Consider the following 25731-nt stretch of genomic DNA (forward strand, 5'->3'; position numbering starts at 1 on the left):
AATTAAGCTTGCTTGACACGTATTAATTGCTGAATATACTCCGCCACTAAAATTTATACATATGCCTAAAATCTCAAAACCATCTACTAAAAAATCAAAAGTAAAAATAAAAAAAGCTATTACAGCAATTAAAAAGCCTTCAAAAGCCATACAAAAAGCAACTATTGCTAAAAAAAAAATTAACCCCGTGATTAAAATTTCAAAAAATTATATTCCCAAAGATACTGAAAAATATATGTGTGACAAGCATCTATCCTTTTTTAAAATAAAGCTTACAGAATGGAAAAAAGAATTAGTAAAAGCAAATAATGAAGCTCTTTACCATGGATCAATGGATGATAACAGTGTTTCGGCTGACATTGTTGACCAAGCAAGTTCTTACACAGATAAAGCAGTGGAGATGAAAGCTATCAATAGACAAATAAAATTAATTTCTAAAATTGATCAAGCCTTATTAAGGTTAAAGAATGGAGTGTATGGATTTTGTGAAGAAACAGCAGAACCAATTGGATTAAAAAGATTGATGGCAAGACCAGTTGCTGAACTTTGTATTGCAGCACAAGAAAAGCATGAAAAAGAAGAAAAAGTATATGCTGATGATTAAACTTAAAGTATTCTCTTAGTTAGCATCAAGAACAGCATGTAAAAACTGTTTTGTTCTTTCGTTCTTTGGATCATCAAATAATTGTTCTGGTGGACCTTGTTCAAATATCTTTCCTTCATTAAAAAAACACACGCGATCTGATATTTCTCTAGCAAAACCCATCTGGTGAGTGACCATAATCATTGTAAGATCATGTTCTTTATTTAAAGATCTAATAACATTTAAAACCTCTCCAACAACTTCGGGATCCAGTGCTGATGTAATTTCATCTAAGAGCATAACTTTTGGCCTCATAGCTAAAGCTCTGGCTATAGCAACCCTTTGTTGCTGCCCACCTGATAATCTTGAAGGATGTTCATCTTTTTTATCTGATAATCCAACCAAATCTAATAAATCTAGTGCTCTTTCTTCAGCTTCTTCTTTTTTCATTCCTAGCACTTCAACTGGTGCCTCAATACAATTTTGTAGAGCAGTCATATGAGGAAAAAGATTAAATTGTTGAAAGACCATTCCTATTTTTGATCGTCTTTCTCTTAAGTATTTTTCATTAGCAAAAACAAGTTTTTCTTTTTCCATCATGTGGGTTAAAGGCTCACCATCTAAATGAATTATACCTTGATTAATTTTTTCTAAAGTCATTAAAACTCTTAAAACTGTTGTTTTACCTGAGCCTGATGGACCAATAATCGAAACCATTTCATTTTTTTTTATTTCTAAATTAAGCTTATCTAAAACAACAAGGTCTCCATATTGCTTAGTAACATCAGAGAATTTTACCAAGATATCATTAGAGTCTTTTTTATTATCCATTTAATTTTTTACCTTTCCTTGTGCTTTATTTACTGATCTCTCTAATTTTCTTATACCCATAGCAGCAGGTATTGATAAAATTAAGAAAATAATTCCAACCATCGTATATGGTTCCAGATAACGGTAGTGTTCTCCACCTACTGATGTTGCTGCATGAAATAACTCTGCAACACCGATTGTTGAAAGTAGTGGCGTGTCTTTAAAAATTCCAACTAAATAATTTCCCATTCCTGGAATTGCTATAGGAAAAGCTTGGGGTAAAACTATTCTTCTATACGTATATAATGTTGTAAAATTTAGAGCTCTACATGCTTCCCATTGAGATTTTGGAACACCCTCTAGTGCACCTCTATAAACTTCTGAAAGATAAGTTCCAAAATGAAGTCCAATTGTAATCATTGCTGTTACCCAAGCTGATAAGATTATGCCAAATTGAGGGCCAACAAAATAAAGAAAAAATAACTGAATAAGAAGAGGTGTTGAACGAATAAATTCAACTATCTCTCTGACTAGTATATTTATAACTTTGTAAGGTGTTCGTTGCCCTATTAAAAATATTAACCCCACAACTACTGCAATTGCATATCCTATGCCAGCAGCCATTATAGTATTTAAGGTTGCCCATAACATTTTTGGCAGGATTTCATATGCAAAATCCCATCTCCATTCTGCATTCATATTATATCTTTTCCTTTCCAACTTTTCTTGCTGCAAGAACTTCTAGCCAACGCAAGAAAGGCACAAGAAAAAATCTAGAGATTATATAATAAATTAAAAGAGCTGTACCAAAACATTGAGCTGACAACCATGTAATTGAATTAATTTGTTTTGCTTCAAAAGTTAAGTCAACAACTGTAACTAATGCCACTAATGCTGTTGCTTTTAAAAGTTCAACAGTTAAATTTGCTGCTGGTGGTAGTATTATTGGAAAAATTTGGGGTATTATAATTCTTCTCATTCTTTTTGCTGAACTAAAGTTTAATGCATGAGCACCTTCCCATTGACTCTTAGGTACTGCTAATATTCCACCTCTAACTATTTCAGCTCCATATGCACCAAAGTTTAAACCTATTGCAACCACACCAGACGTAAACGCTTCTAATGAAACACCAAAAAAAGGTAATACATAATAAAACCAGAATAATTGAACCATCAAGGATGTTCCTCTAAAAAACTCAATATAAACAGTTGCAACACCTTGAATAACTGAATTATTAGATACCCTCATTAATCCAAAAATAATTGAAATTATTACATAGAGAATAGTGGCACAAATTAAAACCTTAAGTGTAGTTATCGTTCCTAGAAGTAGCGTAGGTCCATGTTCGGATAAGAATGAAAAATAACTCACGTTCAAAAACCTTTAATTAAATTTAAAAAAAAATCAGGCAACTTTTATTCATCGCCTGATTAAATTGGTTTATTTCTTATATTATCTGTTGCAAGCCCAAGCTGTTGTCATATGAGCAGGCTGAAATTGTGCCTCACCATATCCATACTCACCAGCTCTTTTCAACATTTTTGCTGGATTAGCCATAACTTTAGCTAATGCTTTGTTGAAATTGTCTCTAAACTCAACATCAGTTTTTCTAAAGCCCATACCTACTACATTTAAAGTTTCTTCAGGCATTTTTTTAGGATCAGCTATTTCAAACATTCCATTACTTTTTGCTACATGTTCTTTTGCACCAAATAATGTTTGTACTGCAGCATCCGCTCTACCAGCTTTCATTGCAGCAAGAATTCCAACTTCACCTTCAACAAACATCATTTGACTATCAGGAACGCCATACTTTTTAGCAGCTGCTACAGTGTTAAAACCAGCACCAGTTACAAGTTTAGCACCTTTGCTAATTACATCTGCATAATTATAAATTCCTTTAGGGTTTCCTTTTGGAACCATCATGGCATCACCAAAAACACCTATAGGATCAGAAAAGTTCATACTTTTACATCTCTTTGGTGTAATATACATACCGCCAGTAATAATATCCGAACGGCCAGCATTTATTCCTGGAATTAATCCTGACCATTCAAAAGTTTTAAACTCCATTTGATCTTTAGTAATTCCCATTTCTTCAAGAACTGTCAATGCAATCATATTAACAAATCCCAACGGTTCACCACTATCTCCAGCATAGGCCCACGGTACAGCAGTACCAAAACCAAGTCTTAACTTGCCACCATTTTTTAGTTTTTCAGTCAATGTTTCAGCACTAACTGCCGTAATACTAAAAAGAATTACAAGAAAAACTCCAATCGATTTTAAAAATCTATTCATTTTTTTTCCTCTATTTAAGTTTATTTTTATAATTAAAACAAAATTGAAGTTGTTTGTACACCAAAAAGTAAATACAACTTTAAGTTGCTTGATAAAATATTTTTATTAAATGATTATCTTAATCTTATCACCTAAATTAATTTCACCATCATCAAGTGCAGTCAAATAAATTCCCATTTCAAAATGATTATAATTTTTTTTTAATGATTGAAGTAAATTTAAAGAATTGTCATCTGTTGTTGGTTTTAAATTAATTGCAACACATCTTGGAATATTTTTCTCAACCTTAAAAGAAATATCATTAATCTTTATAGTTTTTCCTATCCATTCTCTCTCTGCCCAAGGCTTAATTCCATCAATACATATATTTCCTCTAAATCTAGATATTTCAACTTTTTCATTTGTTTTTTTCTGGAAATCACTAACACTTTGTATGTTTATAAGTGAAACTGAATTAATAAAATCAACTTTATTTGAAATTGATGTGTCAAAAAAAGGAAATTCTTCATTTTTCATTAAAACTATAGGTTCCTTTAAAGAATTTTCTAATTCTATAATCTTATTTGAAAGTAATTGACGTTCACTTAATTCATTTATATCGATTGTTAAAATTTCTTTATCTTTAAAGGTTAATGTTAATCTATTTTTCTTATAAAAAAAATTGTACTTATTTAATACTGGAGAATTTTTAAGAGTTAAAACTTTATTCCATTTGCCTTTTCTCTCTTCTGGAATTTTTTCAAATAGTTGTACTTTATGTGAGTCAAGATTCTTAGCAAATGCAAAAATTCGATCTCCTATAATTCCAATATCTTTTTTAATTTCACACTTATTAATAGTTTGAAATGATACTGATTTAACTGGACAGTAATTTATTGAAGAAATAGTTGCGCTCATATAATATTTTTCTTATGGTTTTGGTATCTTTGAGCCATTTTTTAAAAGATCGTAACCCTTTATAACAGCTTCTCTACTTGCGATATCTAAATACCATCTTGTTAAATCTTTATAATTGTTAAGCCCAATATCATGCCATTCATGTCTTGCAAGCCAAGGCCAGGTTGCAATATCTGCAATTGTATAGTCATTGCCTGCTAAGTATTTTGATGAAGACAATCTTTCATCTAACTCACTATATAATCTTTTAGCAATTTTAAAAAACCTCTCTTCTCCAAATTGACTTTTGCCAGGATTATAATGATGAAATTGATGATGCTGTCCAATCATTGGTCCGATAGTTCCCATCTGTGCCATTAGCCACTGGTTGATAACATTACGATCTTTAGCTTCATAAAATTTATTATATTTTTCTGCTAAATACATAAGGATCGCTCCAGACTCAAATACAGATTTCTTATTTTCATGATCTAGTATTACTGGGATTTTACTAAAGGGGCTTATTTTTTTAAAATCAGGTTTAAATTGATCTTCTTTGGATAAGTCCATTGCTGTAATTTTAAAATCACAACCGATTTCTTCTAATAGTATAGTTATTTTTTTTCCATTTGGAGTATCCGAAGTGAATAATTCTATCACTCTTTAACACCCAGTCTATTTTTTACTGTTTTAGATGAAGTGGTAAATTCAAATCTATATTTTTCGTCTGGTTTTGCATATTTAAAACATCCCCTTGCAGCTAGTGCTCCCTCATGAAAACCTGAAAGAATTAATTTAAGTTTTCCAGGATAAGTACAAATATCACCAATTGCAAAAATTCCTTCTTTATTGGTTTCAAAACTTTCAGTATTAACAGGAACTGTCTTTTTATCTAAATTTAATCCCCATTCAGCAATAGGCCCCAGTTGCATTATTAATCCAAAAAAACCCAAAACATAATCAGTTTTAATTTCTTTTAAACTCTCATCATCATGTTTAATATTAATGCTTTCAATTTTTTCATTACCACTAACGGAGCCTAGTTGATATTTTGTATAAACTTCTATTTTACCTTCATCTTTTAACTGATTAACTTTATCAATACTTGCTTGCATCCCTCTAAATTCATCTCTTCTGTGAACTAATATAACTTTAGATGTATTTGAAAGCTCAATCGCCCAATCTAATGCAGAGTCTCCTCCACCAAAAATGGTAACTGTTTTATCTTTAAAGATTGTTTTATCTTTAATTGAATAAAGTATTTGTTTTCCTTCGTACTTTTCAATTTTTTTTATTGCAAATTTTCTTGGCTCAAATGAACCAACGCCTGCAGCAATAATTATACTTGATGCTTCAAATTCAGTTCCTTTATTAGTCTTTATTAACCATTTTTTTTTAACTTTTTTAATTTCTTCTACTCGTTCATTTAAATGAAAATTTGTTTTAAATACTTTAATTTGTTCAATTAAATTATTAGTTAACTCTTCTCCAGTGCATTCTGGAACGGCAGGAATATCATAAATAGGTTTGTCTGGATAAAGTTCAATGCACTGTCCACCTATTTTATCCAAATTATCTACCACTTCACACTTAAGGCCAATTATGCCTAATTGATGAATACAAAATAATCCAACTGGCCCTGCACCTATTATTAAAGTATCTGTTTTAATCATTTAACCTTGCTTTGATGGCATGCTAACTGTTAGTCCATCCAATTCATCTGAAACTAATATTTGGCAACTTAATCTACTAAATTTATTGGGCTCATAAGCCATGTCTAGCATGTCTTCTTCTCCATCTTCTTTTTTTGGAAGCTTATCAAACCATTCTTCTTTGACATAAACGTGGCACGTAGCACAAGCCATACCTCCTCCACAATCAGCATCTATTCCTGGAATATCGTTTTGAACTGCACCCTCCATTACACTCAACCCATTAGAAACTTCTATAGAGTAAGATTTTCCACTATTTTCAATATAGGTAATTTTAGGCATTGAACTATATATAATTACATAAAAAAAAAGGGCAAGTACACAAAATGTACTCGCCCTTTTTAAATTATTTAGGTTTACTAATTACTTAGCTTTTCTACCACCTGATTGTACTGCGGCAGCCCAAATGATTAGACCAAATGCAGTTTTGTTTAGCAAGTCAGCTATGTTGTAAATCACATTTAGTGAGTCAGCATCTACACCACCTGTTAGGTAACCAAATACGTAACCTAATGGGTAAATTGCCCAACCAACTGTAACGATCATTCTCATTGCACCAAATGCAGTAACAAGAGCTTTGTTTCCACTTTTTGCTGCAGCTTTACCTGCTTCACCTGAAAATACTTCATAAAGAATGTAGAACCATCCAGCCATACCGATTACAAAACCAAGTGTAGCGTTAATGTATCCTGCTTCTCCTAAGTATCCACCTACAAGCATCACAACTGTTCCAATTAACAATCTCCAGAATATTCCAGAATTTGCTTTACCTACTGCTGCTAGCACAAGGTAAAATTCTATCATCAGTAATGGCACAGTGATTAACCAGTCAATATATCTGTAAACAGTTGGCGACTCGCCAGTTATTACCCATACATCTCTCATATACACGTAATGTACAAAAGCAATACCAGTTACTAGACCAGATACGATTATTGATGTTCTCCACGCTGCTGCAACGTTTCCTGCTTCTAAGAAAAAGAAAGCAGTCGACGCTAACATTACCATTGATACAAGCCAGAATGAGATCCCAACGAAGTCGTCAGAAGCCAACATGGCTGTCTCTGCATTTGCCACACCTGAAGCACCCATTAGGGCTACAGCTGTAAGGGCAAACAATTTTAGTTTTTTCATAAAAAACTCCCTCTTTTGTTAGTTTTTAACTTTTAGTTTATATAAACTAGACTTAAACAAACGCTTAAATCATGTTGATGGTTAACTATCAAAGTTATCTAGTTTTTAGAAGGTTTAATTGTGTCTAATTTGTATTGATTTTACTTACTTTTTAAATTTTAATACAATTTTTAATTTAATAAGCTTAGAAAACTAACAAAATAGAATCAATTAATATGTCAAAAAAATTTAATGATATTTACCAAAATTCTCTAAAAAATCCTGAAAATTTTTGGCAAGAAGTATCTAATGATATCTTTTGGTTTAAAAAACCTACTAAGATTTTAAATAAATCTAACCCACCCTTTTATAAATGGTTTGAAGATGGTGTTACCAACACTTGCTACAATGCTTTAGACATTCATATCGATCAAGGCAGAGGTGACAAACTAGCTTTAATTTATGACAGCCCAATAACTGGAAACAAAAAGCAGTTTACCTACAAAAAATTAAGAGAAAAGGTTTCAAAATTTGCGGGAGCTCTAAGAAATCAAGGAGTTGACAAAGGTGATAGGGTTATAATCTACATGCCTATGATTCCAGAGGCAGTTATAGCAATGTTAGCATGTGGGAGAATTGGAGCAATTCACTCTGTAGTGTTTGGAGGGTTTGCCTCAAATGAACTTGCTAGCAGAATTGATGACAGTAAAGCAAAAGTAATAGTTACAGCTTCATGTGGCTTTGAGCCTGGAAAAACTGTTGAATATAAACCATTGGTTGATGCAGCAATTAAGATGGCTTCTCATAAAATAGATAAAATGATCTTATTTCAAAGAATAGACCATACGGTCGAACTTAATGCTCCAAAAGAAATCAGTTGGGGTGAGGCACTTTCAAATGCAAAAGAAGTAGATTGTGTTGAAATGAATTCAAATGATTTGGCTTATATTTTATATACCTCAGGAACTACAGGCGTTCCTAAAGGAATCGTTAGAGATATTGGTGGTCATATAGTTGCTCTGAAATGGACTATGAAAAATATCTACAATATTAATGCTGACGATGTCTGGTGGTCAGCAAGTGATATTGGATGGATTGTTGGGCACTCTTATATTGTTTACGCACCTTTATTTAAAGGTTGTACTACAGTATTATTTGAAGGTAAGCCTGTTGGCACTCCTGATGCTGGTGCTTTTTGGAAAATAATTTCAGACTATAAAGTAAAATCCCTTTTTACAGCTCCAACTGCCTTTAGAGCTATTAAAAAAGAAGATCCTGATGGTAAGTTTTTTTCTAAATATGATTTAAGTAAATTTGAGTCATTATTTTTAGCTGGTGAAAGAGCCGACCCAGATACAATTAAATGGGCAGAAAATTTATTAAAAGTTCCAGTAATTGACCATTGGTGGCAAACTGAAACGAGTTGGGCAATTAGTTCTAATTGTACAGGAATTGAAATGATGAAAACAAAATATGGCTCAGCTTGTAAGGCAGTGCCTGGATATGATGTTCAAATCATGAAGCCAGATCAAACTATAGCTAAACCAAATGAAATGGGAGATATAGTTGTAAAACTTCCTCTTCCTCCAGGAACTTTTCCAACATTATGGAATGCGGATGAAAGATATAAGGACAACTATATGACTAACTATGATGGTTACTATGAAACTTATGATGCAGGTCATATTGATGAAGATGGATACATTTGGATTATGTCTAGAACAGATGATATTATAAATGTTGCAGGTCATAGGTTATCAACTGGTGCAATTGAAGAAGTTCTTTCCGAACATCAATCAGTAGCGGAGTGTGCTGTATTAGGGATTGCAGATAAATTAAAAGGGCAATTACCAATAGGGCTCATAGTCCTTAAGACAGGTGTCAAAAAAGATAACGAAACTATTTCAAAAGAATGTATAAAAATGGTTAGAGACGCTATTGGACCTGTTGCTGCATTTAAAATTGCAATCGTTATTAAGAGATTACCAAAAACAAGATCTGGTAAAATATTAAGAGGAACTATTAGAAAAATTGCTGACAGAGAAGAGTATAAAACACCAGCAACAATTGATGATCCAGCTATCTTAGCTGAAATAAAAGAAGACTTAATTAAAAATAATATTCTTAAGTAATGATTAAAACATATTTAATTTTAGTAGTTGCAATTTTTTTGGAAGTAGGTGGAACGATGTTGTTGCCTGTTTCACAAAATTTTACAAAAATTATTCCAACTGCTACCCTTGCAGTTTTTTATTTGTTATCCTTTTATCTTATAACTTTTGTAGTTGATAAAATTCCAATCGCAATTGTTTACGCAACATGGAGTGGTCTTGGAGTATTCACAGTTGCAATATTGGGATATGTTTTCTTTAAACAATCATTATCTTGGCAGACTGTATTAGGATTGTTCTTTATTGTTTTTGGGGTAGTGCTTGTAAATAGCTTTTCAGTAAAAACTATCTAAAATTTTAGAGGTTTGCCTTCAGGGTCACCTAAAATTTTACCATCTCTCATTTTAACTTGGCCATTAATAATTGTTGCTACTGGTGTACCTTTAAATTCGTATCCATCAAAAGGTGACCAGCCACACTTACTCTCAATATTTTCATTTTTAATTTCAATTGTCTTGTTCATATCTACAATTGTGAAATCAGCATCAAATCCCTCTTTTATAAAACCTTTATTTTTAATCCCAAAAATCTTAATTGGATTTTCACATATAGAATTCATTAATTGTTCTAAAGTTAATTTTCCATCATTAACATGGTTTAACATAACTGGTAAAAGTGTTTGAACACCAGGCATACCAGATGGTGAGTTTGGATATTTTTTTTCTTTATTCTCTTTTAGGTGTGGAGCATGATCAGATCCAATTGTATCATTAAGATTATTTTTTACTCCATACCACAATCTATCATAATGAGACTTGTCTCTTAGAGGTGGATTCATTTGAGCATAAGTTCCAAGTTTATCATAACAATCTGGAGCATAGATTGTTAAGTGTTGTGGGGTAATCTCAAATGTTATGTTGCCTTTGTGTTGTGATAGAAAATCAATCTCTTCTTTTGTGGTAATATGAAGAATATGAGCTTTTTTCTTATATCGCTCGGCAATTCTAACTATTCTTCTAGTAGATGAGATTGCACATTCAGCACTTCTCCAAATTGGGTGTGAATGAACATCTCCTTTTTTAATTAATTTTTTATTAATATTTAAAATTGCTTCATCTTCAGAGTGTACCGCAACAACTTTAGAACTACTTTTAAATACTTTTTCAATATCCTCTTCAAATTGAACCAATAGATTCCCCGTTGAAGAACCAGCAAAAAGCTTAATTCCACAACATCCTTCTAAGTTTTTTAAGTCTGCCAACTCGTCAGCGTTATCTGGTGTTGCACCAAAGTAAAAAGCATAATTGCAATACATCCTATTTTTTGCAAGATCTAATTTCTTTTGAAATTCTATTTTATTAGAAGTTGGAGGGTTGGTATTTGGCATCTCAAAAACGCTCGTTATTCCTCCAACAATTGCTGCCCTACTTCCTGAGTGTAAATCTTCAGTATCTGTTGACCCAGGTTCTCTAAAATGAGTTTGTGTATCAATGCATCCTGGCAAAACAGTTAACCCTTTAGCATCAAAAATCTCTTTCGTTTCAATATCAATTTGACCAATTTTTATAATTTTACCATCTTTAATTGCTATATCTTGATCTTTAAGATCTTTATCTATGTAGCATGAACCATTTTTGATTATTAGATCTAACATTTATGAAAAAAGTAATTATATTATATTTAGACATCAATCAATTATGAATATGCAAAAAGTATATATTTTAGAAGATAGAGGAATTCTCTATATAAATGGAACAGACGCTAAAGAATTTTTACAAAATATGATTAGCAATGACATTAATAAGGTTAATGAAGATAATAGTTGTTTTGCATCACTGTTAAGTCCTCAAGGTAAGTTTTTATTTTCGTTTATTGTAGTAAAATATAAGTCTGGATACTTCATTGATTCTGAAAAATCTCAGACAGAAGCTCTCTTTAAGCAATTAAATACCTACAAACTTAGATCTAAAGTTGAGATTATGAATTTAAGCAATGAATTTGTTGTTGCTGCATTCAATAGAGAAAAATTTTTAAAATTTGAAGGAACAAAAGATACGCCTGGGAATACAATTAAATATAGAGAAGACTCTATTCTACTGGATCCAAGGAATAAAAATTTGGGAGCAAGACTTATTATTAATTTAGAAAAACTTTATCTATCTTTAAAGAAATTAGAGTTAAAAGATTCTCCAGTTAATGATTATTATAAATTAAGTCATGAGCTAGGAATAGCTCAAAAAAATATGAATAAATTACAAAATAAATTATTTGGTATTGAGTGCAATTTTGATGAGCTGAATGGAATAGATTTTAAAAAAGGGTGTTATGTTGGACAAGAAAATACTGCCAGGATTAAATTAAAAAATAAACTTTCAAAAAGATTATTGCCAGTTGAATTAATAGAAGGAAAATTAAATCAAGATGATTTAATCTACAATAGTGAATTCGAAGTAGGGAAAATTTTGATAAATGATGAATATCCTTATGCTTTAATTAAATATTTAAATGATCATTTTATTAATCAAATAGAATTTAAAACTAAAAATGCTAAAATAAAGATTAGAAAACCTTACTGGATCTAAGGGTAACTATTTAACAAACTTAGTTAAGTCTGGTTTAAAATATTTTGGTCCCTTCATAACTTTTCCAGATTCATTATATATAGGCTTGTTGTCTTCACCTAACTTACTCATATTTGAGTTTTGTACTTCCTCAAAACATCTATCAAGATTTATGCCAAACGCATGCCCAGCTCCATATGTTACATATAGTATATCTGTTAAAGCATCAGCAACTTCTAAAAGGTCTTTATTTTTCATTGCAACTTTAAGTTCCTCTAACTCTTCATTAATTAGATCATATCTGAGGGTATTAATCTTATCGGTGCTAAAAGAAGGTTTAGTTTTGACTTCTTGACCAAAGGTTTCCATGAAAGTTTTTACTTTGTTAAAATTTGACATTTAGCTCCTATAAGTTTTATAAAATTTAATATATAGGTATAATAAATTATTAATTATATATTAATCAATGAAATTAAGAAAAGAATTTGATAGCATAGGAAGTATTAATGTACCCAGTGATAAATATTGGGGGGCATCTACTCAAAGATCAAACAAATTTTTTAATATTGGAAAAATCCTAGTTAATATTTCAATAATAAAATCTATTGCAATTATAAAGAGATCTGCTGCTCTAGTTCACTACAAGGAAAAACAAATTAATAAAAAAATAACTAATTTAATAATAAAAGCTTCAGAGGAAGTTATTAAAGGAAAATTAGATGGAAATTTTCCTTTAAAAGTCTGGCAAACTGGCTCTGGTACTCAAACAAATATGAATGTTAATGAGGTAATTGCAAATAGGGCCATTGAAATTATGGGTGGCAAAAAAGGATCAAAAAAACCTATACACCCAAATGATCATGTTAATAAATCTCAGTCTACTAATGATGTTTTTCCTACAGCTATGCATATATCTGTGGCACAAGAAACTATATCTAAATTATTGCCTAGTTTAAAAACTTTAGAAAAAGAATTATCTAGGAAATCTAAAGAATTTAAAGATATTATAAAAATTGGTAGGACTCACTTACAAGATGCAACACCACTATCTCTTGGTCAAGAATTCTCAGGGTATCAAGTTCAATTAAAAAAATGCATTGAAAGAATAGAGTATGCTCTTAAAGAAATATATTTTCTTGCACAGGGAGGAACAGCTGTTGGAACAGGCATTAACTCTAAAAAAGGTTTTGATAAAAAAATTGTTAAAGAAATAGCTAATTATACAAAAATACCTTTTAAGCCAGCTAAAAATAAATTTGCAGAACTAGCAGCTCATGACTCAATTGTTAATTTTTCAGGGACATTGAACACTTGTGCTGTTGCATTAATGAAAATCTCAAATGATATAAGATTTTTGGGTTCAGGACCTAGAGCGGGGTATGGAGAATTAATACTTCCAGAAAATGAACCTGGTTCATCTATTATGCCTGGCAAAGTTAATCCTACACAATGTGAGGCTGTAACAATGGTTTGTGTTAAAGTGATTGGCAACCACACAGGAATTACATTGGCTGGGTCTCATGGACACTTTGAGTTAAATGTATTCAAACCATTAATTGCTCATAACGTGCTTCAATCAATAGACCTTATTGCAGATAGCACTAAAAACTTTGCTCTTTATTGTGTTAAAGGAATTAAAGCTAACAAAAAAAAAATTAAAGAACACTTGGATAATTCTTTGATGTTAGTAACGGCTCTTGCTCCACATATAGGATATGATAACGCCGCAAAAATAGCAAAAACAGCTTTGAAGAATGGAACTACACTAAGGTATGAAACTCTAAAAACAGGCCTTATTAAAGAAAAAGATTATGAGCAAATAGTTAATCCAAGTAAAATGATCTACCCCTCATAAATACTAAGTAGTTTATTTAACAACCGTCTAGTTTTAATTAAATTGTTTGAATTATTATTACTAAAACCTTCTATTATATTTAAAAATTGATCTCCCAACACCCTATTATCAATCTTAACTTTATTAAACTTAATCTCATTACTCGAAAAGTCATAATCTAAATTAATTAAAATATTTTTAATTTTTTTCCTAGATTTTTTGCTAGTATTAAGAAAAGAGAATAAACGATCAGAGTTTTTAATATCAAGAAATAAATTAGTGTTTAAAATTAATTTATCATTTTCAAAATATAAATTACTTTTATTCAGCTCTAATAATCCTATGTCATCATTAGTCAATATTGTTTTATCAAAATTAATTTTACCATTAACAATATTAAGATTGATATTGGCATTCTGAAATATTTGATTTTTTACATTTGTGCTAGCGAGTGCAGATATTTTTAAACTTAGGTTGTCATTAAATAGTAATTTTGACTCAATAAATTCCTTAAAAATAGGGTTTAAATTAAATAATTGAAATATTTTATAATTTCCCAAGTTAATATTTAAATCTAAATCAAAAGGATTAATTGATAATTTACCACTATAATTAATTTTTGAATTGTTCAATTTAGTATTGTCAGATGTAAAGGTAATTAACTTTTCTTTGACATTATATTTTGTTTTAAATGTAGAATTTAAAATTGAAATAATTATTTTTCCAAAACTAGAACTAGAATCTTCATGAATAAATTCATTAAAGATATTTAAATTAAGCGATTTAGCCTCAAAATTAATTTTCGTATTATCTATAGAATTATTTTTATTTTCAAAGTCAAAAACAAAAGGAACACCAAAAGTATTTCCTTTTAATTTAAATAAATTTAATTTTTTTTCATTGTCAAAAAATAGTGCCGCTTTATCTATTTTTATAATTGCAATTATCTCGCTTAAATTATCTTTAAGAAAAATATTACTATTATTGATCTTAATTTTTTTATTTGAAAATTGTCTCTTGGAATGTTTGTTTAGAATTTTAAATTCTTTTCTTAATAAAGAAAAATTAGCTTTATCAATAAGGAGTTTCTTTAGGCTCATTTTTTCTTTATTAAAAAAATTTTTTTGACTTATAAAAACTCTTAAAGTTTTAACATCAGCAATCGATTTCAGATTTTTGGAATCACCTAATAATATTTTAGAGTTTTGAATTAAAAAATGTGGGGAAGGAAGAATTCGGTAAGAAATATCAGAGGACGTGCTTAAATTTATTTTAAATTCATTGCGTATTTGAATTTCTATATTTTTTTGAATCCAACTTTTTTTGTATAAAATAGGTATTGATAAATAGAATAGATAAAGAAATAATAGACTAATAAAAGTTATTAAAAATTTATTAAAGCTACTAATTATGAATTTATTATTTGTTTTATTCTCAACTTTGAATATTGTCTTTTTAACTAGGTTATTAAAATTTTTTACAATTTGTTTCATAAATAATGTTGAAATTTGATTAACTTATAATGAAATTTTAAAAATGATAAACTTAGAATATTTAAAGAACCTTAATAATGCTCAAAAAGAGGCTGTTTTATACCTTGATGGTCCATTACTTATAGTTGCTGGAGCTGGTTCTGGAAAAACTAAGGTTTTAACCTCAAGAATAGCACATATAATAAATGAAAAAAAAGCGTTTCCTAATCAAATACTGTCTGTAACCTTCACAAATAAAGCTGCGAAAGAAATGCAAAATAGAGTCAGCTCTATACTGAATTCTGAAGCTATAGGCTTATCCTGGCTTGGAACATTTCATTCTATTTGTGCAAAATTATTAAGAAAACATGCTCCTGCTGCTGGACTTACATCTAATTTTACTATTATTGATACTGATGATCAAGTGCGTTTAATCAAAAATATTTGCAAGGCAGAAAATATTGATATCAAACAATTAGCTCCTAAATATATTTTATCGATTATTGATAGATGGAAAAATAAAGGGTTTTATCCAAATGAGGTCATTATTAATAAAAATGACATATATGAAAAAACTATAATTCCTCTGTATAAAGTTTATCAACAAAAACTATTAGATCTGAACGCATGTGACTTTGGTGATTTAATTTTACATGTTGTAAAAATTTTAGAAAGAAATTTAGATATAAGAGAAATTTATTCAAATAATTTTAAGTATATACTAGTTGATGAATATCAAGATACAAATTATATACAAAGTAGATGGCTTTACTTATTGTCGGAAAAACATAAAAATCTTTGCTGTGTTGGTGATGATGATCAATCTATATATAGCTGGCGAGGTGCAGAAATTAAAAATTTTTTAGAATTTGATCAGGTTTATAATAATTCAAAAGTAATAAGACTAGAAGAAAATTACAGATCATCTCAAAATATTTTATCAGTTGCATCTAACCTTATTGCAAATAACCAAAATAGGGTTGGTAAAACTTTAAAAACATCTATGAAAGAAGGTGATCTTGTTAAACTTAATTGTTTTAAAAATGGAAAAGATGAAGCGATAGGAATTTCTGATGAAATAGAAAAAAACCTTAAAAATAAATATTCTTTTAACAATATTGCAATTTTAGTGAGAGCTATATTTCAAACAAGAGAATTTGAAGAAAGATTTTTAAAAATTGGATTACCTTATAGAATTTTGGGTGGTACAAAATTTTATGAAAGAGCAGAAATTAAAGATTGTGTTGCATATTTAAGGTTAATTAATCAACCAAAAGATGATTTAGCTTTTGGCAGAATAGTAAATATTCCTAAAAGATCAATAGGAGAAAGTACTATAAAATTAATACATCAATTTTCAAAAGATAATTCAGTAAGTTTAGAGATTGCCTCTAAACAGTTAATAGAACAGAATTTAATAAAACCAAAAACTAAAATAGGCTTAAATACCTTTTTATTTTTAATGGATAAGTGGAGAAACGATATTAATATAAAAAAGATTAATCACATTAAGCTTTTACAATTAGTTTTGGATGAGTCTGGTTATTCAGCTATGCTTAAAAATAAAAAAGATTTAGAAAATGAAAGTAGACTAGAAAATATAAAAGAACTTTTGAGTGCAATGAAGGAGTTTGACAGCTTAGAAGCTTTTTTAGAGCATGTAGCTCTAGCGACATCTATAGATCAGGATTGGGACGGAGAAAAGATTAACATGATGACAATGCACGGTTCAAAAGGCCTTGAATTTGATGTAGTATTTTTGCCAGGATGGGAAGAGGGACTTTTTCCTCATCAAAAATCTATTGAAGAAAAAGGTCAAAATGGACTTGAGGAAGAAAGAAGGTTGGCTTATGTTGGTATAACTAGGGCTAAAAAAAAAGCGTTAATATCATTTGCCATGAATAGATTTTATCAAGGAAACTGGATAGACAGTATGGCATCTAGATTTATTGATGAATTGCCAGAAAAAAATTTAGAAAAAAATTCGTTTTTTGATGAATCAAAAGATGATGATAATGACTTTGAATTTAATCAAGACTTTGAAATTGATGAAGGAAAAAGAAGCCCTGGTTGGATAAGATATCAAAAAAGAATCAAATGATAAAAAATAAAATCAAAATCTTAAGAAACAAATTCTTAAATTTTAAAATCGATGGCTATATTGTTCCAAAAAATGATGAATATTTTTCAGAATATGCAAAAAATGATAGATTAAAAAATATCAGTAATTTTTCAGGTTCAGCTGGTATCGTTGTCATACTCAAAAAAAAAAATTATTTATTTGTTGATGGAAGATACACTATTCAAGCAGCACAAGAATCTTCCAAAAATTTTAATATAATTGAAATTCATAAAAATCTACCTAATACTATTATTAGAAACCTTGATTTGGGATATGATCCAAAAGTTTTTACATCAAAAAATCTTAAAAATTATTTTTCAAATAATAATCTTATTCCAGTTAATGACAATTTAATTGACCAGATATTTAGATTTAAAGAAAAAATAACTAAACCATTCTATTCTTTAAAAAAAGAGGTGGTTCATGAATCACATAATAAAAAAATTTTAAAAATAGTAAATTATTTAAAATTAAATAACGCTGACTACTTATTTGTAAGTGCTCCAGAAAATGTTGCTTGGCTTTTAAATATAAGGGGATATGATAATCCAAATAGCCCAATACCTAATGCCAGATTAATTGTAGATAAAAATAAAAAATTATTTTTAATAACTAAAAAAGATAATGCAAAAAAAATTATTAAAGAAAAAAAAATAAATAAAAAAGATGTTGTCGAAATAAAAAATCTTCCAAACGTAATTAATAATTTAAATGGAAAAAAATTTATAATTGATGATAAGTCTTGTTCAATTTTTTATGAAAATATAATCAAATCTAAATTTAAAATTTTAAATAAATGTGATCCAATTTATAAATTAAAATCAATAAAAAATTCATATGAAGTTAATCATATGATTAAAGCACATAAAAAAGATGGCTTGGCTCTAACAAGATTTATTTATTGGATAAAAAATATAAATAAAAAAAACATAACAGAGATTGAGGCACAAAATAAATTAGAAAGATTTAGAAAGCTTAATAAAGATTATTTATTTCCAAGTTTTAATACTATAGCTGGTTCTGGTTCAAATGGTGCTATTGTTCATTACAGAGCGACACCCAAAACTACAAAAAAGATTAGTAAAAAAGACATTTTATTGGTTGACTCTGGTGGCCAATATAATTTCGGAACTACAGATGTAACAAGAACAATTTGTTTTGCTAATCAAAAACAATACATAAAAAATGCCTATACTAATGTTTTAAAGGGTCACATTGCTGTTGCTCTTACTGACTTAAATAAGGACAATACAGGAAAAAAAATTGATATTAACGCTAGAAAGTTTTTAAAAAAAGAAGGCTTAGATTACGCACACGGAACAGGTCATGGAGTTGGTTTCTTTTTAAACGTGCACGAAGGACCTCAGTCAATTTCTAAACATAATACTGTAAAAATTGAAAAAGGTATGATTTTAAGTAATGAGCCCGGTTATTATAAAAAAAATCACTTTGGGATTAGAATTGAAAATTTAGTATATGTAAGAAAATTAAGAAGTAGATTGTTTTTTGAAAATCTTACTTTGGCACCTGTGGAAAAAGATTTAATTAATTATAAATTATTAAATAAAGTAGAAAAAGATTATCTGTTTAGATATCATTTACGTATTTACTCTGAACACTCAGCTTCATTAAATAAAAAAGAAAGAAAATGGTTAGCTAGTTTTATTTAATAATTCCATCCATTCTTTTTGCTCTAAAATTTTTATATTTAATTCTTTTGCTATATTAATTTTTTTTGTAGTTGCTTTTTCACCTACAATTAAATAGTCAAGTTTCTTATTTACATTACTAATTATTTTTCCAGAATTTTTTTCAATTAAAGATTTAGCTTCCGCTCTACTAATTCCATTAAGTTTTCCAGTAAACATAAATGTTTTATTTTTTAGTAAGCCTTTATTATCTATTAGTACTGCTTTCTCTATTTCGAGATTTTTTTTTAATTCAAACATAACTTTTAAGTTTATTCTATTTAAAAAAAAATTTTTAATTGATTGAATTTGTGTTGCCCCAATTCCATCTATGTTAAATAAACTTTCTGCATTTTTTTCATCTGATAATTTAAAAAAATTTTCTGAATTTTTTAGATGTTTAGCGATAATTTTAGCATTTTCTTGTCCTATGTGCCTTATACCTAATGAGTAGATAAATCTTTCTAGAGAAATTTTTTTTTTTTGATTTATAAAAAACTTTAAATTTGTTACAGATAATTTTCCCCAACCTTCTAATTGTTCTATCTTATGATAATCAAGATTAAAAATGTCTTGTGGTAACCTGATTAATTTTAAGTTCCAAAAGTTTTCAACAATTTTTTTTCCAAAACCATCAATATTAAATGCTTCCTTTGATACAAAATGTTTTATTTTTTCTATTGCAATTTTTTCACATTCGTATCCTTCACTCGAACACCTTCTCACGGCATCTTGTTTTTTGGTTGTCTCATTATAATCCTTTATTGTTTTACTTCCACATGACGGACAACTTAATGGGAAAATAAATTTTTTTGACTTTTTGTCTCTTTTTTTAATATCTACTGAAATTACATGAGGTATTACGTCTCCAGCTCGCTCAATAGTAACAGTGTCTCCAATTCTTAAGTCTTTTCTAATGATTTCATCCTCATTATGTAGTGTTGCATTTGAAACAACCACACCTCCAATATTAACTGGCTTGATTTTTGCAACTGGTGTAAGTGCCCCTGTTCTACCTATTTGAATTTCAATATTTATTATTTCAGATACAGAGCTATTAGCAGAAAACTTATGTGCGATTGCCCATCTAGGTGCATTAGCTGCAAAACCTAGCCTTTTTTGTAAATTAAAATTATTAACTTTATAAACAACACCATCGATATCAAATGCTATTTCTTTTCTCTTTTCTTCCAATTTTTTATGATTACGTATTAAGTTTTTAATGCCTGAAATTTTTTTATTAAAAGGGTTTATTTTAAATCCCCACAATTTCAAATTATTCAAAAAATCTGTTTGACTAAGAATATTCATTTCATCAACATATCCATAAGTATATGCAATAAATTTAAGTGGAATTCTGGCTGTAACTGTTGAGCTCTTTTGTCTCAACGATCCTGATGCAGCATTTCTAGGGTTAGCGAATTTTTCATTGATTTTTTTAAAATCATCATTTTCTATAAATACCTCACCTCTAATATCAATTTCTTTAGGAAAATTTGCTGCAGTTATCTCTTGAGGGATATCTTTAATAGTTTTTAGATTTTGGGTTATATCCTCACCCTCTGTACCATCGCCCCTTGAAAGACCTTGTATAAATTTTCCATTAAAATAAGTTAGTGAGGCAGATATTCCATCAATTTTGGGTTCCGTACTATAGGCAATTATGCTTGTTTTTTTTAAACTTAAAAAATTAATAACTTTTTTTTCAAAGTTTTGTAAATCCTCTTCATCAAAAGCATTCGCAAGAGATAGCATTGGAACTTTATGTTTTACTTTTTTAAAATTTTTTGAAGGTTTATATCCAACAGATTTTGTTGGAGATTCATTGCTTTTTAAAAAACTATACTCATTTTCTAGGTCTACTATTTCTTTTTTAAGGTAATCATATTCTTGATCTGATATTATTGACTTATCTCTATCATAATAATGCTTATTATGTTTTTTAATTTGATCAATTTTTTTTAAATACTTTTTTTGAATTTCTTCATTTTTCATTTTAATCTACAAGAGATTTAAATTTTTTTATTAAATAACTATCTTTCTTTTTTATTTTTTTTGATGGATTTTCATATTCTTTATTAAATACCAAATAGGATTTTTTATACCACTCACCAGATCCATAATTATAACCTAGGAGTGTTGCATACTTTTTTGCTTCATCTATCATTCCAATTTTATAATGAATTTCTACCAATCGATGAATTGCCTCCTCAACATATATTGTTGTATCATAGTCGGTTACAACTTTTTTAAATCTATTTATTGCAGGTATCCATTTTTCTTTTTTTACATAATGTCTTCCTACATAAATTTCTTTTGAGGCCATTATATCTTGAATTAAATCCAGTTTAAATTTCGCATCCATTGCAAAATCACTTTTGGGATAATTATTTAAAACTAAATTGAACTTTTCTTTTGCTTTTATTATCGATTTCAAATCTTTTTTTTCATCTATTATTGACTCATAATAACAAACTGCAATTAAATAAGATGCATAACCTTTGTTTTTATCGTTAGGATAGGTTTTAAAATATCGCTCTAATTCATATATGGCATCTGGGTAGTATTCTTGAGAATAATAAGAGTAAGCTGCCATCAATAAAGACTTGGGGGCCCAAATAGATTGTGGGTATAAAAGCTCTGCTTCATTAAACTTTTGGGCAGCTAAAATTACATCTCCTTTATTTAATTCCTCTAATCCTTCTTTATAAGACTCAATCATTTGTAAATCTAAATCTTGTTCTTTGATTAAAATACTTTCATCAACTTTTTTTGAACATGATGTAAAATTAAATATAAATAATAATAACAATAATTTATAAAAGTATTTCATTCTAATATTTTATTGATGTTTTGCTAATATAGCAAAAGAATTTATGCAATGGCTTTTAAGTGACTTTTATTTATAAGGACATTTGGTAAATGCTTTTCTTGAATTTCTAATAATGAAAAATTTTCATCGTTTTGAAAAACTTTTCTAAGTAATTGATTTGTAAGTTTGTGGCCTCCTTGAGAGCAAATTATTTTCCCGATAATCTTGTAACCAGCTAAATAAAGATCTCCCATACAATCTAAAATCTTATGATTTACAAACTCTTTTTCGTTTCTAAGACCTTTATCATTTAAAATTTTTGCTCCTTTGATAACAACAGCATTATCGAGACTTCCCCCTTTTGCTAAACCCATCTGTTTTAATTTTTCAATATCCTCAAAAAGACAAAAAGTTCTTGAATTATATATATCTGTCAAATTAGATTCATATACCTTAACTAAATTTCTTTGACTTCCTATGACGGTATTATCATATTTAAGCTCAAAATCTATATCTAAACTAATTTTACTTGGTTCAATAGAAATTGATTTTTTTCCATCAATAAATTCTATTTTTTTTTCAATCTTAATTACTTTAATAGGTGCATCACTATTTCTAATTCCTGCCTTTATTATTGCCTCAACAAATAATTTTGCAGATCCATCTAAAATAGGCACTTCCTTGTTATCAATTTCAATCAACGCATTGTCAATGCCCATACCGTATAAGGCTCCCATTAAATGTTCAATTGTAGAAACACTTGCACCATGTTTGTTTGAAATGGTTGTGCAGAACAGTGCGCTACTAACATTGAAAATATTTGGAATAACAATATTATTATCTTTGATATCAATTCTTTTAAAAACTATTCCAGTATTGGGTTCAGCTGGTATAATATTAAGCGTAGCAACTAAACCACTATGAAGACCAATGCCCTTAAAAATTATATTATGATTTATTGTTTTTTGATTCAAAACAGACATGAACAACTTATAAATTCTGGATAAGAATTAAGAAAAACAAGAAATGTTACAGTAAAATACTAACTTATTTAAAGAAATGAAAAAGTTTTTCAAAAAAACCTTGTTTTAATTGTATTTTAGGAATCATTACAACCTCCTGTTTATTTGATCCTTCACTTGCTTTCAGGGCAGATTGGCAAATATCAACATTATTCTCTTCTAATAAATCAATATCCTTAGAAAAAAAAATTTTTTCTTTAAATTTGTTATTTAATATTTTTGAACCTTCGCCCATTAATACCATTTTGTACTGATCAAGTATTTTTGGTTTTAGGTTTAATTTGATAGATTTTTCAGATAATTCTAATATTTCTTCTATTCTTGCAAAAATTATTTTTTGGATTAAATCGAGAGAAATTTTTTTTTCATTCAATAAATTTTGATTTTTATCAAAATTTAACTTCAAATATTCAGCATCTTTTAAATCTATATTTAGAACTGTAGAAATATCTTTTGTAATATGATTTCCACCAATTGGCAGAACATCTAAAAAAGTTAAATCACCATTATAATAACAAACTATTGAAGTTTTATTAAATCCCATATCTATGAAAGATATATTTTCTACTGAAGAAATATTTTCTTTATAGTTTATAGATTTAGCATAGCTGGAACATAAAATTTGTTTAACTGAAATATTAAATGTAGAAAATTTTTTTTTATAATATTCTATAACTTTTTTAGGAAGGCATATAAAAAAAATTTCTAAGGATACCTTGTCACATTTTATATCTTTGGGTAAAAAAGTGTACTCAGTATTATCAATTTTATAATTCTTAATAATTATATGAGAAATATTTTGATTAAGATTAGTTCTTAAAACTTGTTGTTTAGCATCTTGTACTAAGAATTGGATGTCGGTTTTTTTTAATTTTAATCCATCAATTTTTTTGGATATTGAGATTCCAATAGATAACATATTTGGACTATCTAACATTAGAGTTACTTCATCCAAATGTTCATTAATTTTATTTTCTAAAGAAGAAATAATTTCTTGGATTTTAGACTCTATAGTTAAGTGTTCAAAAAAAAAATCACTTTCCTCATAGAAAGTATTTTTAGGAGAATCGTTATTAAATGCAACAGCTCTAATTTTGGATGTACCACAATCTAAATATACTTCAAAATTTTTTTTATACATTATCGTACTATTAAATGACTATTAATTCTCAAATCAATGATTTTTTTTTTTAAAATCATCCATACTTATTATTTTATAAGCAAGGTTAATTGATTTTAAAAAATTATCCTGAGGTAATTTAATTAAGATGTTATCATTAGTTAAAATATCCCATCTTTTTGAAGGAAAGAAATATAATGTTTTGAATTGTGTAAAAGTGAATTTAGATTTATCTATATTTTTTTTAAAATCTAAAAAATGCTTAGTATTAAACTCTCCAAATATATAAGGTAATGTTTCATTATTATGTTTATCTTCTATAAGCAAGCCATTCGAGCCAACTAAAAATTTTCCCTCATTAGAAATTTTTGCAAGTAATTTAGTCGGTTTGATATAGATGTTAATTGTAGAAGGATAAATTTTTTTAATATTATACTCTTCTATGATGTTATACTTGCTAATAACTTTTTGAATTTCTTTTTTACTGACTAGTAATATGTTTTTATAAAATAAATTATTTAATTCTTGAAAAATTTTCTTGTTATCCCTATTTGAAAGACCCTCAATATTAATTTGTTTTATTGTATAATAATAACTTTTTTGATTTTCTACAAATTTTCCACTAGTTGTACTTAATATAGATAGTAGCAATAAATATATTATTATCTTATTTTTTTTATCTATCAAGCGATGCATCTTTTAGAATCCATTCAATTAACTGCGTGAAGCTTATACCAATATAGTTAGCTATTTCAGGCACCAATGAAAGTTTAGTCATACCTGGTTGAGTGTTAATTTCTAATAAATAAAATTTGCCTTTATAAAACTTAAAGTCTGATCTTGTAACCCCCCGGCAACCAATAAGTTTGTGGGCCATCTGAGTAATGTTGGTAATTTTTTGTAAATCTTTTTTAGAAAGATTTACTGGTATTATATGTTTTGTTTTTGCATTTAAATTATATTTTGCTTCATAATCATAAAATTTTCTTTTTGGCTTTAGTTCAATTGTACCTAATGTTTTAGTTCCCATTATGGCTACCTGAATCTCTCGACCTCCAATAAATTCTTCAATCAAAATTTGATTGTATATACTTAATGTTTTTAAATTTTTAACTATATTTTTTTTATTACAAATATACACATGTACACTTGATCCTTCGTTAATTGGCTTTATAACAACAGGAAATTTTAATTTTTTTTCAATAATTTTAATAATATTTTTTTTATTTTTTTTATAATCAAATTTAATATATTTTGGAGTTAATATTTTATTTTTAATAAAAATTTTTTTTGAAATTTCTTTATCCATTGCAATGGAGGAAGGAATCACACCAGAATGAGTATATGGAATTTTTTGAATTTCTAAAATCGTTTGAATATAACCATCCTCTCCAAACTGCCCGTGTAATGCATTAAAAATTACATTTGGTCTAAATCGCTTTATATTCTTTAATAAATCATGATCTGGTTCACAAGTCATAACTGTGTATCTATTTTTTTTTAATTCATTGGCTACTTGCTTTCCTGTATCTAAACTTATTAAACGTTCTTTAGATATGCCACCACAAAGCACTAAAATTCTTTTTTTCATAA

Annotated in this window: 25 protein-coding genes; 7 read left to right on the forward strand and 18 right to left on the reverse strand. The window is 28.3% G+C overall.

Going from position 1 to position 25731, the window contains the following annotated elements; translation table 11 throughout:
* Positions 1 to 61 precede the first annotated feature (61 nt).
* Complete coding sequence (locus AC5YGA_RS04815; RefSeq protein WP_415307995.1) at positions 62 to 604, forward strand: TraR/DksA family transcriptional regulator; 543 nt, start codon at positions 62 to 64, stop codon at positions 602 to 604.
* Between the two features lie 15 nt (positions 605 to 619).
* Here the strand turns inward: AC5YGA_RS04815 and ehuA are convergent, their stop codons facing one another.
* From ehuA to AC5YGA_RS04860, 9 genes are all read right to left on the reverse strand, one after another.
* Positions 620 to 1414: an ectoine/hydroxyectoine ABC transporter ATP-binding protein EhuA gene (gene ehuA, locus AC5YGA_RS04820; protein WP_415307996.1), complete on the reverse strand. Its 795-nt coding sequence runs from the start codon at positions 1412 to 1414 to the stop codon at positions 620 to 622.
* Positions 1415 to 2092 carry an ectoine/hydroxyectoine ABC transporter permease subunit EhuD gene (gene ehuD / locus AC5YGA_RS04825; RefSeq protein ID WP_415307997.1) on the reverse strand — a complete coding sequence of 226 codons (678 nt, stop codon included), beginning with the start codon at positions 2090 to 2092 and terminating at the stop codon, positions 1415 to 1417.
* 1 nt (position 2093) lies between these two features.
* Positions 2094 to 2765, reverse strand: coding sequence for an ectoine/hydroxyectoine ABC transporter permease subunit EhuC (ehuC, locus tag AC5YGA_RS04830; RefSeq protein ID WP_415307998.1), 672 nt, complete (start codon positions 2763 to 2765; stop codon positions 2094 to 2096).
* Between the two features lie 81 nt (positions 2766 to 2846).
* Positions 2847 to 3695 (reverse strand): transporter substrate-binding domain-containing protein, encoded by an 849-nt coding sequence (locus AC5YGA_RS04835; protein WP_415307999.1) that lies wholly within the window; start codon positions 3693 to 3695, stop codon positions 2847 to 2849.
* Between the two features lie 105 nt (positions 3696 to 3800).
* The gene (locus AC5YGA_RS04840) at positions 3801 to 4592 is read right to left on the reverse strand and encodes an MOSC domain-containing protein (protein WP_415308000.1); all 792 of its coding nucleotides are present in this window, start codon (positions 4590 to 4592) and stop codon (positions 3801 to 3803) included.
* 12 nt (positions 4593 to 4604) lie between these two features.
* On the reverse strand, positions 4605 to 5231 hold the full coding sequence (locus AC5YGA_RS04845) for a glutathione S-transferase family protein (RefSeq protein WP_415308001.1): 627 nt from the start codon (positions 5229 to 5231) through the stop codon (positions 4605 to 4607).
* Positions 5228 to 6244: an NAD(P)/FAD-dependent oxidoreductase gene (locus AC5YGA_RS04850; RefSeq protein WP_415308002.1), complete on the reverse strand. Its 1017-nt coding sequence runs from the start codon at positions 6242 to 6244 to the stop codon at positions 5228 to 5230. Before AC5YGA_RS04850 ends, AC5YGA_RS04845 begins: the two co-directional genes overlap by 4 nt.
* Positions 6245 to 6565: a 2Fe-2S iron-sulfur cluster-binding protein gene (locus AC5YGA_RS04855; RefSeq protein WP_415308003.1), complete on the reverse strand. Its 321-nt coding sequence runs from the start codon at positions 6563 to 6565 to the stop codon at positions 6245 to 6247. It abuts the gene before it with no gap.
* An 81-nt stretch (positions 6566 to 6646) separates the two neighbouring features.
* Positions 6647 to 7417, reverse strand: coding sequence for a bacteriorhodopsin-like (locus tag AC5YGA_RS04860; protein ID WP_415308004.1), 771 nt, complete (start codon positions 7415 to 7417; stop codon positions 6647 to 6649).
* Between the two features lie 215 nt (positions 7418 to 7632).
* On the opposite strand from AC5YGA_RS04860, the gene AC5YGA_RS04865 reads away from it, so the two are divergent.
* Both AC5YGA_RS04865 and AC5YGA_RS04870 read left to right on the forward strand, forming a co-directional pair.
* Complete coding sequence (locus AC5YGA_RS04865; protein ID WP_415308005.1) at positions 7633 to 9528, forward strand: propionyl-CoA synthetase; 1896 nt, start codon at positions 7633 to 7635, stop codon at positions 9526 to 9528.
* The gene (locus tag AC5YGA_RS04870; protein WP_415308006.1) at positions 9528 to 9860 is read left to right on the forward strand and encodes a DMT family transporter; all 333 of its coding nucleotides are present in this window, start codon (positions 9528 to 9530) and stop codon (positions 9858 to 9860) included. Before AC5YGA_RS04865 ends, AC5YGA_RS04870 begins: the two co-directional genes overlap by 1 nt.
* Here the strand turns inward: AC5YGA_RS04870 and AC5YGA_RS04875 are convergent.
* On the reverse strand, positions 9857 to 11161 hold the full coding sequence (locus AC5YGA_RS04875) for a dihydroorotase (RefSeq protein WP_415308007.1): 1305 nt from the start codon (positions 11159 to 11161) through the stop codon (positions 9857 to 9859). The genes AC5YGA_RS04870 and AC5YGA_RS04875 overlap by 4 nt on opposite strands.
* A 49-nt stretch (positions 11162 to 11210) precedes the next feature.
* Here AC5YGA_RS04875 and ygfZ point away from each other — a divergent pair, with 49 nt between their 5' ends.
* Positions 11211 to 12089: a CAF17-like 4Fe-4S cluster assembly/insertion protein YgfZ gene (gene ygfZ, locus AC5YGA_RS04880; RefSeq protein ID WP_415308008.1), complete on the forward strand. Its 879-nt coding sequence runs from the start codon at positions 11211 to 11213 to the stop codon at positions 12087 to 12089.
* 6 nt (positions 12090 to 12095) lie between these two features.
* On the opposite strand, the gene AC5YGA_RS04885 is transcribed toward ygfZ, so the two are convergent.
* Positions 12096 to 12467, reverse strand: a complete 372-nt coding sequence (locus tag AC5YGA_RS04885; RefSeq protein ID WP_415308009.1) for a pyrophosphohydrolase domain-containing protein — start codon at positions 12465 to 12467, stop codon at positions 12096 to 12098.
* A 67-nt stretch (positions 12468 to 12534) separates the two neighbouring features.
* Here AC5YGA_RS04885 and fumC point away from each other — a divergent pair, with 67 nt between their 5' ends.
* On the forward strand, positions 12535 to 13923 hold the full coding sequence (gene fumC / locus AC5YGA_RS04890; RefSeq protein ID WP_415308010.1) for a class II fumarate hydratase: 1389 nt from the start codon (positions 12535 to 12537) through the stop codon (positions 13921 to 13923).
* Here fumC and AC5YGA_RS04895 read toward each other — a convergent pair.
* Positions 13911 to 15395 (reverse strand): hypothetical protein, encoded by a 1485-nt coding sequence (locus AC5YGA_RS04895; RefSeq protein ID WP_415308011.1) that lies wholly within the window; start codon positions 15393 to 15395, stop codon positions 13911 to 13913. The genes fumC and AC5YGA_RS04895 overlap by 13 nt on opposite strands.
* Before the next feature lie 43 nt (positions 15396 to 15438).
* Between AC5YGA_RS04895 and AC5YGA_RS04900 the strand changes: the two genes are divergently transcribed.
* Positions 15439 to 17475 carry an ATP-dependent helicase gene (locus AC5YGA_RS04900; protein ID WP_415308012.1) on the forward strand — a complete coding sequence of 679 codons (2037 nt, stop codon included), beginning with the start codon at positions 15439 to 15441 and terminating at the stop codon, positions 17473 to 17475.
* Positions 17472 to 19166 (forward strand): M24 family metallopeptidase, encoded by a 1695-nt coding sequence (locus AC5YGA_RS04905; RefSeq protein ID WP_415308013.1) that lies wholly within the window; start codon positions 17472 to 17474, stop codon positions 19164 to 19166. Before AC5YGA_RS04900 ends, AC5YGA_RS04905 begins: the two co-directional genes overlap by 4 nt.
* On the opposite strand, the gene ligA is transcribed toward AC5YGA_RS04905, so the two are convergent.
* The 6 genes from ligA to AC5YGA_RS04935 all read right to left on the reverse strand — a co-directional run bounded on the left by ligA (position 19149) and on the right by AC5YGA_RS04935 (position 25729).
* A complete protein-coding gene (gene ligA / locus AC5YGA_RS04910) occupies positions 19149 to 21179 on the reverse strand; it encodes an NAD-dependent DNA ligase LigA (protein ID WP_415308014.1) in 2031 nt (676 codons plus the stop codon). The two genes, AC5YGA_RS04905 and ligA, sit on opposite strands and share 18 nt — an antisense overlap.
* A 1-nt stretch (position 21180) precedes the next feature.
* The gene (locus tag AC5YGA_RS04915) at positions 21181 to 22017 is read right to left on the reverse strand and encodes an outer membrane protein assembly factor BamD (RefSeq protein WP_415308015.1); all 837 of its coding nucleotides are present in this window, start codon (positions 22015 to 22017) and stop codon (positions 21181 to 21183) included.
* 41 nt (positions 22018 to 22058) lie between these two features.
* Positions 22059 to 22979, reverse strand: coding sequence for a UDP-3-O-acyl-N-acetylglucosamine deacetylase (gene lpxC / locus AC5YGA_RS04920; RefSeq protein ID WP_415308016.1), 921 nt, complete (start codon positions 22977 to 22979; stop codon positions 22059 to 22061).
* Positions 22980 to 23043: 64 nt separating this feature from the next.
* Entirely contained in the window at positions 23044 to 24159 is a 1116-nt protein-coding gene (locus AC5YGA_RS04925; RefSeq protein ID WP_415308017.1) for a cell division FtsA domain-containing protein, read from the reverse strand.
* A gap of 33 nt (positions 24160 to 24192) precedes the next feature.
* Positions 24193 to 24834, reverse strand: a complete 642-nt coding sequence (locus AC5YGA_RS04930; protein WP_496169977.1) for a cell division protein FtsQ/DivIB — start codon at positions 24832 to 24834, stop codon at positions 24193 to 24195.
* Positions 24815 to 25729 carry a D-alanine--D-alanine ligase gene (locus AC5YGA_RS04935; protein WP_415308019.1) on the reverse strand — a complete coding sequence of 305 codons (915 nt, stop codon included), beginning with the start codon at positions 25727 to 25729 and terminating at the stop codon, positions 24815 to 24817. Before AC5YGA_RS04935 ends, AC5YGA_RS04930 begins: the two co-directional genes overlap by 20 nt.
* Positions 25730 to 25731: the final 2 nt, after the last annotated feature.

It is taken from the genome of Candidatus Pelagibacter sp. uisw_091 (genome assembly GCF_059512525.1).